The 17,843-nt window shown below is 71.0% G+C and carries 18 protein-coding genes; 3 read left to right on the top strand and 15 right to left on the bottom strand.

The window, feature by feature from the left end:
* Positions 1-82: 82 nt before the first annotated feature.
* Positions 83-2,392, bottom strand: coding sequence for a CRISPR-associated helicase Cas3' (gene cas3, locus F4X11_07885; GenBank protein MYN64933.1), 2,310 nt, complete (start codon positions 2,390-2,392; stop codon positions 83-85).
* Positions 2,393-2,676: 284 nt separating this feature from the next.
* Between cas3 and F4X11_07880 the strand changes: the two genes are divergently transcribed.
* Together F4X11_07880 and F4X11_07875 are read left to right on the top strand one after the other, a co-directional pair.
* Positions 2,677-3,129, top strand: coding sequence for a hypothetical protein (locus F4X11_07880; GenBank protein ID MYN64932.1), 453 nt, complete (start codon positions 2,677-2,679; stop codon positions 3,127-3,129).
* A 4-nt stretch (positions 3,130-3,133) separates the two neighbouring features.
* A complete protein-coding gene (locus tag F4X11_07875; protein MYN64931.1) occupies positions 3,134-3,679 on the top strand; it encodes a nucleotidyl transferase in 546 nt (181 codons plus the stop codon).
* Between the two features lie 357 nt (positions 3,680-4,036).
* Here the strand turns inward: F4X11_07875 and F4X11_07870 are convergent, their stop codons facing one another.
* Together F4X11_07870 and F4X11_07865 are read right to left on the bottom strand one after the other, a co-directional pair.
* Positions 4,037-4,291 carry a hypothetical protein gene (locus F4X11_07870; GenBank protein ID MYN64930.1) on the bottom strand — a complete coding sequence of 85 codons (255 nt, stop codon included), beginning with the start codon at positions 4,289-4,291 and terminating at the stop codon, positions 4,037-4,039.
* Positions 4,292-4,438: 147 nt separating this feature from the next.
* A complete protein-coding gene (locus F4X11_07865) occupies positions 4,439-4,693 on the bottom strand; it encodes an integration host factor subunit beta (protein MYN64929.1) in 255 nt (84 codons plus the stop codon).
* Positions 4,694-5,208: 515 nt separating this feature from the next.
* Here F4X11_07865 and F4X11_07860 point away from each other — a divergent pair.
* Positions 5,209-5,388, top strand: a complete 180-nt coding sequence (locus F4X11_07860) for a hypothetical protein (GenBank protein MYN64928.1) — start codon at positions 5,209-5,211, stop codon at positions 5,386-5,388.
* On the opposite strand, the gene F4X11_07855 is transcribed toward F4X11_07860, so the two are convergent.
* The 12 genes from F4X11_07855 to F4X11_07800 form a co-directional block, all read right to left on the bottom strand.
* Positions 5,379-6,371, bottom strand: coding sequence for a hypothetical protein (locus F4X11_07855; GenBank protein MYN64927.1), 993 nt, complete (start codon positions 6,369-6,371; stop codon positions 5,379-5,381). The genes F4X11_07860 and F4X11_07855 overlap by 10 nt on opposite strands.
* Complete coding sequence (locus tag F4X11_07850) at positions 6,355-7,578, bottom strand: DUF4102 domain-containing protein (GenBank protein ID MYN64926.1); 1,224 nt, start codon at positions 7,576-7,578, stop codon at positions 6,355-6,357. Before F4X11_07850 ends, F4X11_07855 begins: the two co-directional genes overlap by 17 nt.
* A 263-nt stretch (positions 7,579-7,841) precedes the next feature.
* Positions 7,842-8,030, bottom strand: coding sequence for a hypothetical protein (locus F4X11_07845; protein MYN64925.1), 189 nt, complete (start codon positions 8,028-8,030; stop codon positions 7,842-7,844).
* Positions 8,017-9,027, bottom strand: a complete 1,011-nt coding sequence (locus F4X11_07840; GenBank protein MYN64924.1) for a CpaF family protein — start codon at positions 9,025-9,027, stop codon at positions 8,017-8,019. Before F4X11_07840 ends, F4X11_07845 begins: the two co-directional genes overlap by 14 nt.
* A complete protein-coding gene (locus F4X11_07835; GenBank protein MYN64923.1) occupies positions 9,028-11,061 on the bottom strand; it encodes a type IV secretory system conjugative DNA transfer family protein in 2,034 nt (677 codons plus the stop codon). It lies immediately after the preceding gene.
* Positions 11,034-11,990, bottom strand: coding sequence for a hypothetical protein (locus F4X11_07830; protein MYN64922.1), 957 nt, complete (start codon positions 11,988-11,990; stop codon positions 11,034-11,036). The genes F4X11_07835 and F4X11_07830 overlap by 28 nt, the downstream gene beginning before the upstream one ends.
* On the bottom strand, positions 11,987-12,640 hold the full coding sequence (locus F4X11_07825) for a hypothetical protein (protein MYN64921.1): 654 nt from the start codon (positions 12,638-12,640) through the stop codon (positions 11,987-11,989). Before F4X11_07825 ends, F4X11_07830 begins: the two co-directional genes overlap by 4 nt.
* A gap of 2 nt (positions 12,641-12,642) precedes the next feature.
* Positions 12,643-13,527: a type IV secretion system protein gene (locus F4X11_07820; protein MYN64920.1), complete on the bottom strand. Its 885-nt coding sequence runs from the start codon at positions 13,525-13,527 to the stop codon at positions 12,643-12,645.
* Positions 13,528-13,663: 136 nt separating this feature from the next.
* Entirely contained in the window at positions 13,664-14,782 is a 1,119-nt protein-coding gene (locus F4X11_07815) for a hypothetical protein (GenBank protein MYN64919.1), read from the bottom strand.
* Complete coding sequence (locus F4X11_07810) at positions 14,782-16,086, bottom strand: TrbI/VirB10 family protein (GenBank protein MYN64918.1); 1,305 nt, start codon at positions 16,084-16,086, stop codon at positions 14,782-14,784. The genes F4X11_07815 and F4X11_07810 overlap by 1 nt, the downstream gene beginning before the upstream one ends.
* Positions 16,086-16,898 carry a hypothetical protein gene (locus F4X11_07805; GenBank protein MYN64917.1) on the bottom strand — a complete coding sequence of 271 codons (813 nt, stop codon included), beginning with the start codon at positions 16,896-16,898 and terminating at the stop codon, positions 16,086-16,088. Before F4X11_07805 ends, F4X11_07810 begins: the two co-directional genes overlap by 1 nt.
* The gene (locus F4X11_07800) at positions 16,895-17,842 is read right to left on the bottom strand and encodes a hypothetical protein (protein ID MYN64916.1); all 948 of its coding nucleotides are present in this window, start codon (positions 17,840-17,842) and stop codon (positions 16,895-16,897) included. The genes F4X11_07805 and F4X11_07800 overlap by 4 nt, the downstream gene beginning before the upstream one ends.
* Position 17,843 lies beyond the last annotated feature (1 nt).

The raw sequence follows: 17,843 nt of genomic DNA, 5'->3' as shown, positions 1-17,843 counted from the left end.
ACTGTCCCGTCTTGCCGATCCGCGCTCGACACCTGCAAGTCTCCCGCGCCTGTCCAGGCTGTTCCTAGTAGCCCTCTCCTGGTCAAAACACTAGTCCCTCAAGCCGCCGGTACGCGGGATCCTCCAGCCATAACCCAGTGTCTTCGTGGTACAGGTCTGCGTTCACCAACTGCACGAACTGGCAGCCGAAATCAGATTCGCGGAGGACCGTGGCCGCTCCGGCCGAGAGCAGCGTCTCCCGGGCCACCCGTCCAATCTGAACGACATAGGGCTGGAGGCGCCGTGCGATCCAGCCCGGACGTTCCACATAATGCAACTTATCCAGTAGGCGTTCGACCGTTGCCTCCTTGCCGGTCGGGCCGCGCCAAGTAGTCACTACTGGCACCTGGAACTCGTCGATTAGGTGGAACTGCGTAGCGATAGTCTCGAACGGAAAGTCGAGGCTACGGCGCGCGTCGCTGATCATCCGCATGATGTCCTTCGAGTCTAGTGCCTCCTCTCCCTTGGTCCAGTAGATCTGTCGGAAGTAGGCCCGGATCGCGTCGAGCGACGCTGGATCGTCTGGAAACTGCCGGAGGATGCTCCTTGCCGCGTCGGCGCACTGCGCCACCTCTGGTGGGGGCTTGCGTCCCTCTTCCTCCGTTGGCTCGAACACGAACACGTTGCCGGTGTCCCTTCGCCCCTCACGGTTGCAGCGCCCAGCGGCTTGGACGAGTGATTCCAAACCCGCCGCAGCTCGCCAGACGACGGGGAAGTCGACGTCGACGCCAGCCTCGACCAGCGATGTGGCAACCAGGCGGACCGGGTCTCCGTCCTTCAGCCGCCTACGCACCGCTCTTAGCACTTCCCGGCGGTGAGCGGCGCACATGAGCGTGGACAGGTGGTAACTCCCCTCGGCGTCGCCGAGTTGCTCGTACAACTCCCGTGCATGACGCCGCGTGTTCACGATACATAACACTTGGGACGACTCGCACAACCCCGATGCCAGCGCGGCATCGTCGAGCGTTCCGGCATCCTGTATCCGCGTCCGTTTAAGTGCGGTGTACAGCCGCCGCGGTTGGGGCGCTAGTTCACGGACGTGCTCGAAACCACCAGTGAAACCGTCCGTTTCGGTGAGCGCCGGCTGGGTCGCCGTGCAGAGCACAACGCTCGTGCGCCAGTTGCGGGCGAGTTCGTCCAGCGCTGCGACACAGGGACGCAGTACCTGGTGCGGCAGTGTTTGCGCCTCGTCCAGAATCACGACGCTGTTGGCGATGTTGTGCAGCTTTCGGCACCGGGACGGGCGGTTCGCGAACAGGCTCTCGAAGAACTGGACAGCAGTGGTGACGATGAGCGGCGCGTCCCAGTTCTCCATTGCCAGACGGAGCTTGTTCACGGCTTCACGCTTACTGATCCGATCCTCGTCGAACGTGCTGTGGTGTTCGACGACGAAATCGTCGGCATCTTCGTCTCCTTCCCGTAGCGCTGCGCGGAATACTGACGCGGTTTGCTCGATGATGCTCATGTAAGGAATGACGTAGATGACGCGTTCCAATCCGTGGTGTAGCGCGTGGTCGAGGGCGAAGGCGAGCGACGTTAGTGTCTTCCCGCCTCCGGTCGGCACGGTCAGGGTGAACAGGCCCGGCGGTTGCGCAGCCTGCTCGCGTGCGTGCCGGAGCACTCTCGAACGCAGCTGGTCGATGGGTCGGCTTTCGTCTCCCGTGCGGCGTCCGCCGAAGCCGTCGAGATGCGTATCGAGCCGTTGCTGCAGGTCGGCGAGCGCAGGATGCCGCCCGCGAGGGATCGATTCCCCGGCCACGGCGGTGTAGTAGGCTTCCGTATCGAGGTAGTCAGCGTCTACCAGCGCAGAAAACACCATACGGATGAGGAACGCGGCGCAAAATCCGACCGTATCGCTGCTGCGTGGTGCAAGGCGTGGCGGCTCCAGAGTGTCCTGCAAGTCGATCTCTTGCTTCCAGACAGGATCTGGCTCTGCCGCTGCGTTGCGGAGCCGATCCGCTAGGGCTGTGATCCGTTCCGTGTTCACGCCGTTGGCGAGCCCGGCGTGGTGTCCGGCGATACCGAACGCGAGCAACTTCCCAAGCGTCGGGCCGTAGGTGTCGATCGCAACCTTCGCGCCTGGTCCGGCATGGTCTACGCGCCGGCCTTCGCCCGTCAGTCGCGCTTGGAAGTCCTCGGTGTACTTGCCCAAGTCGTGAAGCAACCCAGCCGCGCGGCCGAGTTCGGTGTGGCCGGTCGCCTCAAGAAACGCGCCGGCGCGCTCCGCGGTGCCCTTCAGATGGTCAGAAAGTCGCTGCCATCCGTGCCGGTCCTTTGCCGAGTTGCTGTGAGCGTAGTAGATCGGTGGCGTCAAGTTACCTGCAGCATAGCGCCATCCATGGCCCTGCCTCATGGCCTTGCCGTCCGCTCGCAGGGAAACGATGTGGGGTGGTCTTCGGGTTAATTTGAGTTTCTCGCCTTTCTGATGCGCTAAGCGAGGGACGGGCACTGTCAACAAACGGTCTAGTACAGGATTGCGCCTCGCGTACACTGCGGGCGCGTCATGATGGCTGCCGACCCTGGAATGGCGTCGGTCGTGGTATTCTCAAACTCAGAGAGCCATCAAAGCGGCGGCTGGTCACGGAGGCTCTCGGTGACACGGCACGTGAATTGCGCCAGCTCCCCTGGCCGCCGGAAATGACTGATCTGCAGCAGCGTGATACCCCCCCCTCCCCCTTGTGGTTGGACGGCTACCTCGTCGGAATCGAGGAGGACTGGCCGGAAGCGGATATCTATCGGCTGATTGTGTGCGGCCTTCCGCGCAACTTCCACGTTCTGCCCGCGGCGGAGCAACGCGCGGCGCTCGCGGGCCGGCCCCGGCTGACGGGAACGAAGTGGGACGCGCTCCTTGCGGCGACGGTGGAACACGTGGCCCGGCAGCATGGGCATGATGCGCCGGCCTGGGTGGACGAGCCGGAACGGTTCCTCGACAGCACGTGGGTTGTGTTCTCGTCGCCGTTGATACGGGCGAATGCGTTGATGTACTCTCCGGCCGCGTTCCTGCGGCACGGCGCGATACCGGATCCCCGGGATCTCGACGGCCGCGGGGGGGAACGCCATCAGTGGACCCCCTGGCCGAGCCTGTTCTGACGGCATGGCTGACGAGCTGCTTGACCGCAAGCGCATCGTTGAGCTGTTCGATGAGCTGTCGAGGGAGCTGAGGTTCCAGGGCGCCCGGGCGCAGATCTACATCATCGGCGGCGCGGCGATGAGCTTGGCGTTCGACCGTGAGCGGGCGACGCGGGACGTGGACGCACGGATCGACGCGGGGCACTACCGGCTGACGCAGGCGGTACAGACGGTCGGCCGAAGGCACGGGCTAGCGGATTCGTGGCTCAACGACCAGGCGACGACGGCGATCCCGCGCACGCCGGACGGCCGTGCGCAGACGGTGTACGAGTCGGCGTACCTGACGGTCACCGGCGCGTCGGCCCGGCATCTGCTGGCGATGAAGCTGGCGGCGGGCCGTGGCAAGGACCAGGGGGATATCGCGTTGCTGTGCAAGTATCTCGGGCTCAAGGGTCCAGACGAGGCGATCCGGGTGTATCGAGAGTTGTTCCCCGGCGAGCTGGTGAAGGCGTCGGTGCGGCGAGCGGCGGAGGCCGCGTTCCCGGAGCGGAGCGTCGAACGCGGGCGATAGGTCCGCCGCGGCCCCGATCATGGCGATTGGCTGTCCGTAACTCCCTCTCTCGCTCCCAAAGTTGTGGTTGATCCGGCCAGGACCTGTTTCGAGCAAATCTCGCGGCCGTACGGCGGGGCTGGTATAGCGACACTGCTCGGCGCTGGGGGGGATCGCGCGATCCTCGAGGCGGTGTAGTGACACCGCACCTAGCGCGGTGCGGCCGAGACGGAGCTGATGGAATACGGATGCCACCGCATCGACAACCACGGCGGCCAAGCGGATCCGACCCGCCAGTTCGGTGGTCGGCGGCGCGTCGGCACGGTCAGCATGCGGGGCCTGCCGGGTGCACTGTAGGCGCTAGATCCGAGCGCACTTCTACTCCTTTTGGTCCTTCTCGATCCAGTGCAGGATCGCGTTACCGGCGTTGTAGGCTGCCACCCCTATACCGAAGCACCCGGCGCCGACACCAGCCCACACGATCGACAACACCTGGCGCTCCGTGATCGGCGGCGTGGTCACGAAAACGAAGCACCCTAGCAAGAGAGCGCCACCGCCGATGACCAAGGCGGCGATGCCAATGCGCTGCATGTCCGCAGCCTCTTTCCAAAGTCGCTTCTCAAGGTCATGCATACCGGCCCTCCAGTCAGGTCAGGTGCGGTCCCGGCAGCCGTTCTTTCTTGGTCATGGACCGACTTTCGGATTGCGGCGAAGGAGCCGCCGGCTACTCGGACAACGGCGCTGAGACGGGCTGCGCCGGGTCCCGGTTGATCAGCTCCTTCAGTCCTTGCCGGGCTTGAAGCAAGCGACGTGTTTCGGCGGCACGTCCACGCCGTCGCCGGTCCTGGGGTTGCGGCGTCGGCGCGGCGGCCGGAGTCGGAGACGGAAACTCCCGAAGCCGCGGAGTTCGACCTTCTCACCTTGGTGAAGCGCCTCACCGATGCTGCCGAACAGGGTGTCGACGACTATCTCGGCGCGCCTCTTCGAGACCCCGACAGTGTGGGCCACCTCCTCGATGAGCGCCGCCTTCGTCAGGCTGCCGTTGGTCATTAGTTGGCCGTTCACCAGAAGCTGCTCCGCGGGCGTTGCCGCGTAGCGACAGTCTTTGACAAAAGAGCATAGCAGCCGGCCCGGACAGGCACTGCGAGCGCCGTGCTCCCCCTTCCGGGAGGGACACTTTCCAGGGGAGCGACCCGGCGCGGCAGGTGTGACAGAGGAACACCTGCCGGGTCCGCAAAACGCCAGTCTTGCGGTGGGTCGCTCCCCTACCCACCCCATGTCACATTGAGCGGCACTATTGGGGTGGGCGGGATATTGGATCGCGTTGAGAGCGAGGGACTTGCGGCCGGCGGGAACGCGACAGGCGGTGTGATTCCGGGCGTAAATTGGGCGCTCCGTCCTACTTACACCTCTGGTGCGGCACTTCGGGTGTAATCTCGGGCGGCGACCGCGAGCCGTCAGCTGCACTAGTGCCTGACCGAGAAGCTCGACGCGCTGAGCGACGTTCTCGATGACCCGGACGGCAAGTACTATCGCGGAAGGAGCCGAACATGGACAGAGAGAAGAAGCGAAAGGTCGCAAGGATCGTGCAGCGTATCGCGATCGCCGCGATGGTGGTGGGAGCGCTCGGCATCAGGGACTTCGGTGTCGTGCCGGCCGGGTTTCTGATGGTCGGCGGGGCCGTGACGTCGTTTGTGGCCTTCGCCACTGAGGTACGGAGCTACCGATGACGAAGTAACGGGCCCCGCATCCGAGACCGGGCGTAACTGGCCGACGCCACGGCCGGCAAGAGGTCAGACGGCACGCGCATCGAGCGCCACGTCCGACCCGTCGTGATCGCGGCCGTGGATCGGCGGCTTCCAGCACAGGCTGCGTCGAGGATGCGCGTGCGCTGCAGCGCGGGGTTCAGGCCACCGTACTCTTCCAGCGCGGCCCAGTCGCTCGTCGCGATCGCGTTCTTGATCGCGGCCACCTCGGCCGCCGCGTCCTCGTGGGCCATCGTGACGGACTCCGGAGGCGTCGAGGCCCACTTGTCGAGTACCCGCTGGGTCGCCGCCAGACGTTCCGGATCACGGCCGACGACGATTACTTCGACGGCGCGGCCGACCGCAGCGATCCCCGCCCACAGCGCCGCATGCTGCGAGCCCCACGTGCGGACCGCGCTCTCCGTCTCCTTCTCGTCCTGGGCAAACACAAACGTCGCCCGCCAAGTGTCGAGCGCGACCGGCAGCTTGTGGGGGAAGAACCGGCACTGCGCCCCGACCGCGCCCTGGTAGAGCTTGCGCGGGAACACATCCTTGGCGATCCCCGCCGCAGTCAGCGCGCCGACCTTCTCGGCCTCGGTCGGGAGCCACGACGTGCGTGGACGTTCGAGCAGGTAGTCGAGCGCGAGCAGCCGCCGCAGTACGGCCTCCGGCGCAGCGGGCCGGTGATGCCGGATGTGCTCGATCCCAAGCACCTGGTAGATCCGCCGCGACGCGATGCGGCAGACCCTAAGCCGGGAGCCGTTCCACGGCTGTTCGACCACGTACTTACGGCACCGGCGGATGAAGCGGTACGCGAGCGCCGGATTGGTCCGGCCAATGAAGGCGAGGTACTGCGAACGGAGGAACACGCCGCTGTACAGGCAGACCAGCGCCAGCCACTCCGCTTCGCGGCGCGTCCAGCCGCGCGCCATCAGGGCCGTCGCGCGGTCCTCAAGATGGGCGATCATCGGCCGGCGCCCCCGCGCCGCCGCCGACATAGGCGGACCAGTCGTCCATCAAGCGCCGCCGCCGCTCGAACAGGTCGGACCGCGCGTATGCCGCCTCGACCTTGTTCTGGACCACGTGGGCCAGCGCCGCCTCCACGACCTCGCGCGGGTGGTTCGTCTCCTCCGCGGCCCAGTCCCGGAACGACGACCGGAAGCCGTGCGGAACGGCTCCGATCTCCAGGTCCTTGAGCAGTCCGGACACCGCCATGTCGGCCAGCTGCTTGCCGCGCCCGCTTGGGAACACGAGCGGGTTGCCGCCGCCAAGCGTCCGAGCCGCGTCGAGGATCTGTTCGGCGCGCCGGCACAGCGGCACGCGGTGCTCGCGCTTGGCCTTCGTCCGCGTCGCCGGCACAGTCCAGACGTGCTCCTCGGTGTCGATCTCGGCCCACAGCGCTCCTCGGACCTCACCAGACCGCGCGGCCGTCAGCACGAGAAACTCGAACGCCAGCTTGACGACCGAAACCGCGCCCGAAGCCCGCACCGTCTCGATCGCCGACGCTACCTCCCGATGGGGCAGCGCCCGCATGTGCTGGACGAGATCCTGTTGCGGACCGAGGATCGGCCCGATACGGTCGCAGGGGTTGTCGTTGCGGTAGTCCATCGCCATGGCCCACTCCATGACGGTGCTGATGCGCTGGCGTACGCGCCGCGCCGTCGCCGGCCGTTCGTGCCAGACCTTGCGAAGCGCCTTGACCACATCGGCGGTCGTCACCTCGGAGACGGGCAGCCTGCCGAGGCGGGGGAAGGCGAAGCGGGCCATGCTCGACAGCCAGTCCTTGCCGTGCTTGGGATTGCGCCAGCCGGGACGCATCTGGGCGCAGACCGCCTCGGCGGCGGCGGCGAAGGTGGGCATGCTCTTGATGCGGCGCTTCTCGGCCAAGGGATCGCCTCCGGCGCGGGCGAGCCTGCGGTTGGCGAGCGCCTGGGCGCGGGCGTCCTTGAGCGGAACGAGCGGGAAACCGCCGAGTCCGAGTTCGCGGCGCCGGCCGCGGATGACGAGCCGCTGCACCCAGCTACGAGTGCCGGACGGTTGCACGTCGAGGTACAAGCCGTTGCCGTCGCAGTAGCGGCCAGCCTGCGCTACGTTGCGGACGAAGGCGGCCGAGAGCGCGTGGTAGGGTTGCCGACCGGTGGGCTTGCGGTTCCGGGATCGTATCGGGAGTTCCATGGCCTACCAGTATTCCCCTCACATAATGGCGGATACATATGGATCGTACAGGACGCCTCGTTCCACGTCAATGCCCGGATGTGAGTAATAATTGATTACTATTCAGTAACTTAACATGCACCATGGATGGAATATGACTTGACGGTTTTTCAAATATGGTGGACACGGTTTCTGCCACGGAGCCGTCCCCTCCTCCAGCGCCTTGATGATGCGGGCGGCGAACTGCTCGTGGTACTCGTCGGCCTTCTCTTTCATCTTGCCCATCACAGTCCCTCGATTCCGCCTTCTTCGTCCTCGAGGTCCACGTCCCAGGCCTCGAGCGTCTCCAGCGACGGGGCCTCGATCGGCTGCCCCGTCCGGAACAGCTCCCCGACCGCCTCGTCGAACTGCTCGCGGGTCTCCGCCCGAACGGGCGCCCGCTCCTCCGTGCGACTCTCGTCACGTTCGTTCATCCCTGCACCTCCATTCCTCCGTTCCGTTCGTCACCGCCTCCGCGCCGGCGGCCGGCCAGACCGGCTCGACCACCCACCGGTTGTCCCGCGCGTCGTAGTCCCGCACGCGCACCATCTGGTCGACGCGGCGCACGCCCTCGGGCGTCCGCGTCTGGTGTATGACCGCCTCGATGCCGTCGACCACGCCGCGGCAGACCACCGCCCACGGCAGCGCGTCGCCCGCCTGCATGGCGCAGGTCGCCAGGCGCGAGAGCGCCGCCGCGGCGTTGTTCGCGTGCACGGTGGCCAGGCTGCCGCCGTGCCCCGTGTTCAGCGCCTGGAGCAGGTCGGCCGCCTCGGCGCCGCGGACCTCGCCGACGACGATGTGATCCGGCCGGTGCCGCAGCGCATGGCGCACCAAGTCCCGGATCGTCACGTTCCGGCCCGCGAGCCCCCTCGCCTCGAAGCGCAGGCAGTTCGTCCGGCGGAGCCGCAGCTCCAGGGTGTCCTCGATCGAGATCACCCGACCCTCGGCCGGGAGCAGCGCCACCAGCGCGTTGAGCAACGTCGTCTTGCCCGACCCGGTGCCGCCCGAGATCAGCACGTTGCGTTCCGTTCGGAGCACGTCCGCGGTCGCGTCGACCACGGCAGCGGGCAGCGAGCCGCTCGCGGTCAGCTCGGCGATCGTGAACTCCCGGCCGCCGAAGCGGCGGATCGTGATCGCCGTCGCCGGCGCCGCGGGCGGGCTGCACACGGCCACGCGGGAGCCGTGCGCGAGCCTCGCGTCGATGATCGGATCGGTCGCCGGGTCCTCGCCCAGCGGGCGGGCGATCTGGATCGCGGCCCGCGCCACGGCCTCGGCGGTGAGCGCCGGGGCGTCGAGGGCGATCACCCGGCCGGCCCGCTCGACGAAGACCGCCGCGGGGCCGTTGACCATCACCTCGGAGACCGCCTCGTCGTCGAGTACGGCCTCGAGCCCCGGCAGGAACGGCTTCAGGTCCGCGACGTTCAGCTCCATCTACAGCTCTCCGGCCTCGCGGGCGCGCCAGTAGGGGCGGTCCCGCGGCAGGAAGTCCGGCTTGAGGTAGCAGCGCCGGGCGTCGAGCGAGCGGCGGCCGTCGTAGGGCATGACGATGGCCTGGCAGTTGCCCAGCAGGGCGAAGTCGCGCGGATGGAACAGCGGCTCGCGGCGCTCGGAGAACGCCTTGCTCGCCCCGACGCTGCCGGTCCCGCCCCCGGCGGAGCCCGACAGCAGCGACGCGCCGGCACGCTGGGTCTGCTCCGAGACCGTGTAGGAGGCCTTCATGCGGGCCACCTGGCCGCAGAGCGTGCTCGCGATCTGCGCCGACGAGTCGTCGGCGAGCGACAGGAAGATGCGGGTGCGCAGCGTCTGGAGCAGCGCCCGCCACGCCTCGGACTGGCCGAGCACGGCGCGCAGCGACGAGATCGACTGCGTCGCCACGATCGGGATCAGGCGCGACTGGCGCGTCAGCGCGAACATCTTCTCGTCGCCGGCCGGGTCGTCCTCGCCCACCGTGGCGAAGGTCTGGTACTCGTCGCAGAGGAACATCGCCGGCCGGAAGACGCGCCCCGGACGCCGCTGCATCTCCGCGGGGCGGCGGAGCAGCGTCTGGAGCCACGCCTGCTTGAGGAGCACGCCCACCGCGCGGGCGAGGGCCGGGTTCGTGCCGGCGGCCATGTTCAGGCACAGCACCCGGCCATCGTCGATCACCTGGTCGAGCGGCGGCAGCGGCCTGGCGACGGCCACCGCGTCGGCGGACGGCGCGTCAGGCGCATCGGCGCCCGACGGGCCCTGCGCGCCGGCCGGCTCGGCCGCCGGCTTCGGCGGGCAGAAGGTCGCGGCGACGTCGGGCAGGTCGAAGACCGAGAGGAACACGCTCAGGCCCTCGATGATGCTGGACCGCAGCTTCGGATCGATAGTCAGCCAGTCCTGCGCGTACCAGCGCTTCACCGCGTCGAGACGCTGCGGGCGCGTCGGGTCCGCCGGCGCCCGCCGGTCCATCTCGAACGGAATCCCGAGCTTCGCCAGCTGCTCACACAGCTCCCGGTCGTCCGACATCCGGAGGATCCCGCCGGCCTCCGGCAGCCACGACCACGCCGCCAGCTCGTCGCCGTGCGGGGCCACGTCCGCCATCCGCACCCGGACCGTCGCCTGCGGCTCGACCAACGCCTCGACCTCGGCGATCTTCGCGTCGATCCTCTCCGCGTCGAGCGTGCAGCGGTAGACGTCCTGCAGCGTCACCCAGCGCTCGGGCGCCATGCGGTGCAGCTCGATGATCCAGCGCACGAGATTGACGTACGCCTGCTGCCAGAACGGCTCCTTCGAGCGCCCGAAGAGCTGGTTGATGAGGCTCGCGATGGTGTAAGCGAGCGAGTAGGAGTCCAGGAGATCGTCGCCCAGCGGGTTCCAGCGCCAGCGCCCGCCGATCCCCAGCTCGACGTAGTCCCCGGCGCGCCCGGCGTCGTTCAGGATCCCGCGCACCTGATGGCAGAAGTCGCCCTTGACCTCCAGCACCAGGCCGGCGATACGGCGGCGCGAGTCCTTCGCCTGCCAGCTCAGGAGCTGGCGCGCGAACGGGCGCATGCAGGCCGACGTCTTCCCGGAGCCGATCGCGCCGCAGATGAGCATGCCCGTGTAGAGGCCCGTCTCGGGGATCACGAGCCACCGCGGCGATGCCGCCTCCCGTCCGGTGACCGGATGGTGCACCTCGCCGACCACCAGGGCGGGAGACGGGTTCGCCGCGTCGACCGGCCACGGCGGCAGCGTGCCGGCGGGGGGCCGGCTGCGCCCGCCCGCGAGCCACACCAGCCCTACCGAGGTGGCCACCGACCAGGCCCCGACGACCGCCAGGGCGGGCGCCAGGTAGTGCCAGGCGCGGATCGTGGCGTGCAGCCGCGGCGAGTGCATCGCGATCAGGTCGGCGACCGGATCGGCGCCGGGCGCCGGGAACGGCCACCACACCCACACGGCAGCGGCGGCCGACGCGCCGGCCAGCAGGCGCATCATGACGGCACCCGCTTCGAGCGCCACGTCCGCCCGCTCGTGATCGCCACCGCCCCGCCGGCGCCCGCGGCGGCGGCTGACAGCTCGCGCATCCTGCCCAGCGCGCCGTTGATGCCGCCGTGGGCCTCCAGCGCGGCGAGGTCGCCGCGCGCCACCGCCGCTTGGATCTCCGCGAACTCCGCCCTTGCGAGCCGCGCCGCCTCGGCCCCGCCCTCGGCCGCGGCGCCTGCCGCCGCCGCCTTCGTCCAGCCGGCGAGGACCGGCTCGGCCGCCGCCAGGCGCTCCGGGTCCCGGCCCACGACGACGACCTCGACGGCGCGGCCGGCCGCGCGCAGCGCCGCCCACAGCGCGGCGTGCGACTCGCCCCACGTCCGGACCCCGCTCGGGGTCACGTCCTCCGCCTGGACGAACACGAACGTCGCCCGCCCGGAATCGAGGGCGAGCGGCAGCTTGTGCGCGAAGTAGCGGCGGCGCGAGCCGCGCCGGCCCCGGTACACGCGGCGCGGCAGGGACCGCTCCGGAGCGCCCGCCGCCTCGAGCGCCGAGACCTTCTCCGCCTCGGTCGCAAGCCACGGCTCCCCCGGATGGTCGACCACGTAGTCGAGCGACAGCAGCCGCCGCAGCACGACGGCCGGCGACGCCTCGCGCCGATGGCGCACGTGCTCTGCCCCCAGGGCTCGGTACAACGCCCGCGGCGCCACCATGCACAGCCGGGTCGACCCGCGCCACGTCCGCTCCACGGACGCCGGACGCCCGGCCCTTCCCGCGCACCACGCGCCGTACTCCTCGACGAATCGAGCCGCCGCCTCGGGGTGGCCGCCGCCGAGGAACGCCAGATACTGCGCGCGCAGGAAGACCCCGCTGTGCAGGCAGACCAGGGCCAGCCACTCGGCCGCGCGGCCGGTCCAGCCGAGCGGTTCGAGCGCCGCCGCGCGGCCGTTCAGGTGCGGGATCACCGGTTCTCCCCGCTCGTCACTATCCGGTCGCCCTGGAGGAACGAGATCACGATCCCCATCGGGTTGCGGACGACCAGCTCGGCCGGGATCTGCGGCAGGAACGAGAAGCGCATCGAGACCGACCAGGACTCGCGGGCCAGCTCCTCGCCGCCGCGCATGCGCACCAGGTCGAAGGTCGCCGCCGCGCCGTGCGGCTCCGCCGGCTGCGGCAGGATGCGCACGGCCACATCCTCGACGTGCAGCTCCTCGTCGCGCAGCCCGACCGCGGTGGCCGCCACGTCCTCCGCCTGCTCCGCGTAGGCCGCGTTGGCCACCTCCGGCGTCAGGAACCAGAGCGACCGCTCCCAGTACTCGCGCACCGTGCCCTGCCGCCGCGAGTAGTGGTCGACGACGAAGCGGTGCAGGAAGAACCCGGTGGTCGCGTCCAGCGGGTCGGCCTGCGCCTCCATCGCCTCGTAGGCCACCGCCTCTGCCCGTCCCACCTCGTCGACCCGCACGACGAGCGGCTTCGGCTGCGGCGCCCAGGCCAGGCGCACGAGCGCAATCCCGAGAATCAGGATCACGAGCGACAGCGCGCCGGTCACCAGGCGCAGATGCCGCGCCGCGTGCATCTGCTCCCCCCATATCTCCGCGAACTCCCGCGCCGCCATCTCTACGCCCCTCCCGTCACCGCGACCCGCGCCACGGCCGCCGTCTGCATCGCCCGCCCCGAGGCGCCGGAGCCGACGTTGCCGCCGCCCGAGATCAGCATCTGCGTCAGCTCGCCGACCTTGCCCGTCGCCAGACCCGCCGCCACGATGTAGGGGATGGTCACGAGCGACCGCAGCCACGCCGTCATGATTCCGTCCGGCCCCGCCCACTCGACGCCGGCCGCCATGTCGCCCGTCCAGCCCTGGACAACGAACACGCCCAGCTCGGTGATGACCCGGAAGACGGCGGCGGCCACCGCGCCGTACAGCGAGTAGACGAGCACGGTCCGCAGCCACCCCCAGAAGAGGAAGGAGAGCTGCGGCACCAGCAGCCAGGGGATGAAGATCGGGCCGAGCACGAGCGCGAGCGACAGCGCGAGCTGCGCCCACATGACCTGCGCCTGCCCGATGGCGAAGACCGTGACCAGGCCCACCGCCAGCAGCATCATCAGCGCCACGGTGACGGCCAGGTCGAACGCCGCGTCGAGCACGGCCGGCAGATCCGTCACGACGCTCCAGCCGAGGGACGCCATCCCCCCGAAGACCCCGTCGCCGGCGAGCAGCTCCCGGAAGGCGGTGCCCGCAAGCGCGAGCTGCTCCATCATCGCCGTGCCGGCGTCGGCGACGATCATCATCTGCAGCCACTCGCCCATGCCGGTGATCAGCTCGGGCACGCTGCGGCCCGCGCCCGGCAGGGGCGCCGTGTAGAACTGGAGCATGCCGAGCGGGATCGAAAGCCCGATGACCATCCGGACGACGGCGGCCATGTTGATCCCGCCGCCCGAGAGCGCCATCTGCGCCCCGGTCCAGACCACGACGATGAGCGCCAGCCCCTGCCAGAGCTGCATCCCCGCGGTCGCCCCGGCCGGGCGCCACCGCGGCCATGATCTGGCCCGTCAGGATCCCGGCCTGCTGCAGCATCAGCAGCAGCTCGTTGAGCGTCATGACTCGCCTTCTCCTTCCGTGGGAAACTGCCGGCCGCCGCTACCAATCGGACGGCGACGGCACGAAACGGTGGCTGTCGATGGCGTCCGCGGCGGCGGCCGCCACCTCGGCGAGGAAGGCGTCCTGCCCGGCCTCCGCCCGCCGCGCCCCCGCCTGCCAGCGAGCGGTCGCCTCGCGCCGCGCCCGCTCGGCCTGGTAGCGCTCGCGCGCCTCGCGCGCCGCCTCGTAGGCCAGGAGCTGCGCCTGCGCGGCCAGCAGCTCGGTCTGCGTGACGCCGTTGGCGAGCGCCGCCTGGTCGACCCGCTGCGTGCGCATCAGGTCGTCGCCCCGCAGCTCGGTGAGATGCGCGGCGGACTCGCCCACCTGCACGGCCAGCGTCGAGGCCGCCTCGGCCACCGCGTGCGTGTGCGTCAGCTCCGCCGCCGCGCGCGCCTCGGCGCGCTCCCACTCCCGCACGATCCGGTCGGCCACCTGGCGCGCGAGCCGCAGGCCCTGCAGGTCCGCCGCCGTGACGCTCGGCGGCAGCGCCGCCTCGAGGTCGTCCCAGACGGTGCGCCACGTCGCGGTCCCTTCGGCGACGTCTCCCAGGATGTCGAGCGCCTCGCGGGCGGCGTCGCGGCCGGGGCCGGACCACGCCGGGCCGGCCGGCGCGGCCCACGTGCGGAAGGCGCTCGGCTCGGCCGCCGAAGTCTCGGTCGCGGGACGGCCGGCGAGCAGGACCGTCGCCGCCGACGGGTCGCCCAGGCCCGGCGCGGCGAGCACGTCCAGCCAGCCCGTCTCGTCGGTCACGCCCGGGATGCGCTGCAGGAACGCCCCCACGCCGCCCGAGCTCGTGCTCGTCGACAGCCCGATCCCGTGGCGGCCGATCTGCCAGCCGGCGTCGGTCACCTCGCGGAGGCGGCCGATGTTGCCCATCCCGATGTCGTTCGACGAGACCAGCTCGGTCGTCACGTCCAGCACCCCGTCGAGCGACTGAAGCTGCTCCACCATCCTTCCGATCTGCGTCACCATGTGCGCGATCTGGGTGACCTGGTTCGCGATGATGATCGCGTCGCAGGAGCCGAACAGGCACGCCTGCGCGCGCCGCGGCGTCGCCGCCGCCAGGGCCGCGGCCACCAGCAGGCCGGCAATCGCCCAGCGCCATCTCTTCTTCGTCATCAGCGGTACATCCTTTCCGGGTGCGGCAGAGGCCGCGGCACGAGGAAATCCGAAGTCACCCACGCGCGCAGCCGGTGGCCGGCGCGGACGGTGACCGTGGGGAAGCGGTTGAGGAACCGCCCGAGAATCTGCGTCGCCGACTGGCCGAGGCCCTGACCGGCCGCGGCGCGGAAGCCGGCGGACCCGCCGGCGTACGGGTCCGAGCCCTGGAGCGTGAGGCCCGCGAGGAGTCCCACGGCGCCGGCCGCCGCGAACATCGAGGCGTAGTGCCGGTCCACCTGGTCGGAAAGCGCGCTCTCGCCGACGGCGTCTAGGCCGTGGAAGGCGAGATCCACCCAGCGGCCGTCGGGCCAGACGAGCCGGTGGAAGCCGACCGCGAGCCGGCTCTGGTCCTGGTGGCGGACGGCCTCCGCCGTGCCCAGCAGCCGCGCGCCGCGCGGCACGAGGACCCTCTGGCGGTCGGCCGAGTAGAACGGGATCGCCACCTGCGCGAGCACCGGCCCGGCGAAGTCGCCGTCGAGCTGCGTCACCAGCACGGCGCTCAGCACCGAGCCCTCGTAGACCCGCTCCCAGCCGGCCGGGTCCGCAGGCGCCGCCACCGCGGCCGGGTCCGGCGTCTCCCCGACGGGCGGTCCGGTCACGCCGGGCACCGTCCGCTCCGCGGTCGGCGGACCGGCCGCATCGCCGCCCGCCAGTCCCGACAGCAGCGCCGCCGTCGCGTCCTCCATCCGGCCGGCGACGGCCGCGGGATCGGGCGGCGGCGGCACGCCGCGCGCGCTCGCCGGGACCGCCGCTGGCGGCGGGCCTCCGTCCCGGCCGTCCGGATCCGGCAACTCGGCGACCATGTCGCGCGGCTCGCCCCGGAAGGTCTGCACGACGCCCGGCGCTCGCAACGACCGCGACCGCCGCTCTATCGCCTCCAGCCGCAGCCGCTCGCGCAGCTCGACCTCCCCCGCCGTCGGCAACGGCGCGAGCTCGCCCGATCCCTCCGGATCCCCCGTGGGTGGAAGCGTCGGCGCCGAGAGTCCCTGGGAATCCGCCCCCGGCGGGTCGCCGCGGTTCTCCTCCTCGGTGAGCTGCTGCTCCCCGAGCTGCGTCAGCCGCGAGCGCAGCTGCCCGACCACCCCCGGTCCCGTGACCTGCGGTTCCACGCCGGCCTCTTCCCCGGTCTCCGGACCGCCGCCCGACTGGCTCAGCACGAGGCCCACGAGCAGCACCGCGATGACACCGATGCCCGCCTTGGTGACCAGGTTTCCCGGCAGCGCGCCGGCCGGGGGCTGGAGAAGCTGCTTCCACTTCGCCATCACGGACCCGCCTCTCTCGGCGCCGCCGTCCACGGGATCAGCCGCCCCCCGGCCTCCAGCGCGCCGGCCCCGAGCACCCGCCCGGCAACGTGCAGCACCCCGTCGACCGGAGCGGAGACCGCCACCTCGACCAGCTCGCCGTCCACCCGCTCGTAGAGCACGGGCGCGACCGCGCGCGTGCGCAGGTAGGTCCGCCGGCCGTCGTGCCACATCCCCTCGACCAGCCACGGGTAGCCGGCCGCTCCGGCGGACCAGCGGTAGTCGAACCGCGCCTGCCGGGCGTACGCCTCGCGGTCCGCGTCGAGCCTGTCCCGTGCGGCGGCCCGCGCCGCCTCGACCCGCTCGGCCGCCTGCGCCTCCGCTGCCGCGACCGCCTTCCACGCCTCCGCCGCGCGCCGAGCCGCCGCCGCGACCGCCTCGGAAGCCGCCAGCACCGGGCCGGCGCCCGCCGTCCCGGCCTCCGCGGGCTGCACGTGGACGACGGCGTCCACCGGGGCGTCCGCGCTCTCGACCAGCGCCAGCGGCACGATCCGGCCGGCCGCCGTCAGCAGAACCGCGTTCGAGCGGGCGCCCTCGGCGAGCGGCCGGACGAAGGCCAGGTGCGCCGCCGCCGACACGTCCCACTGCTCGGCGTCGCCGACGACGACCTCGACGATCTCCGCCGTCTCGGGAAGCACGACCGCGGTCACGTGCCGCACCCGCGCCGCTACCCTGATCGGCTCGTCGCCGCCCGCCGGGGCCGCGCGCACCCCCTGCGCCGCGGCGGGCGCCGCCAGCAGGGCGCACCCGAGCGCCAGGATCCAGGCCCTCATCGGGCCATCCCCTGGATCAGCACCGTCGCCACCGCCGCGAACATCCCGCCCACCACCGTGCGCGTCTTCCACGTCCACTTCCGGTCCTCCCGGCCCACCGTCCACCCGGTCTCGGAGTCGCCGATCCGGAGGCGCCCCGGCCCGAGCACGTGGTCCGCCACGTACAGCCCGTCGTCGAACACCTCGTACGACACGAGGCTCGGCTCCAGCCCCGTGCGGCCGAAGCGCCGGTCCGCCTCCCGCAGCTCGTAGAGCGCCGGCGTCTCCTCGGCCCGCGAGCGCAGGTACGTGAAGCGCCCGTCGTGCCACAGCGCCTCGACCTCGAAGGGCGGCCCGAGAGCCGCCGGGTCGAGCCGGTAGGGGAAGCGCAGCCGCCGGGGGTACTCGTCGCGCCAACGCGTCCACGCCGCGTCGTGCTCCGCCCGGATGGCCGCGACCTCTTCGGCCGCCGCCTCCTCGATCGCCAGCAGCGCGGCCCGCGCCGCCGCCTCCTCGGCCTCGTGCGCGGCCAGCTCGCCGCCCGCCACGAACGCGGGCGCATGACGCACTACCTCCGCCTGCGCTGCGCGTCCCGGCTCTTCGACGTAGACCACCAGGTCCGGCTCCCCGGCGGACGACTCGGCCACCAGCAGCGCCCACACCCGGCCGCTCTCGGCGACCAGGGTCACGTTCGACGCGACGCCCGCCTCCAGCGGCTTGAGGTACGCCACGTTCTCCGCGGCCGACACGTCCCAGTAGTCCGCGTCCCCGGCCACCACGTCGGCGATGCGCTCCCCGCGCGGCAGCACGATCGTCGTCGTGTGCCGCACCCGCGCCATGACCTCGATCGCGGACTCCGCCGCTCCCGGCGGCACCGCCCGGATGCCCTGCCCGGACGCGGCCGGCGCCGCCGCCAGCAGGCCGCAACACATGACCGCGGCCAGTACTCGTCCCACGCCCCTCATC

This window comes from Acidobacteriota bacterium, from assembly GCA_009861545.1.
Taxonomy (GTDB): Bacteria; Acidobacteriota; Vicinamibacteria; order Vicinamibacterales; family UBA8438; genus WTFV01.
The sequence above is the reverse complement of the archived record's forward strand: the minus strand, read 5'-3'. Positions and strand labels throughout refer to the sequence as shown.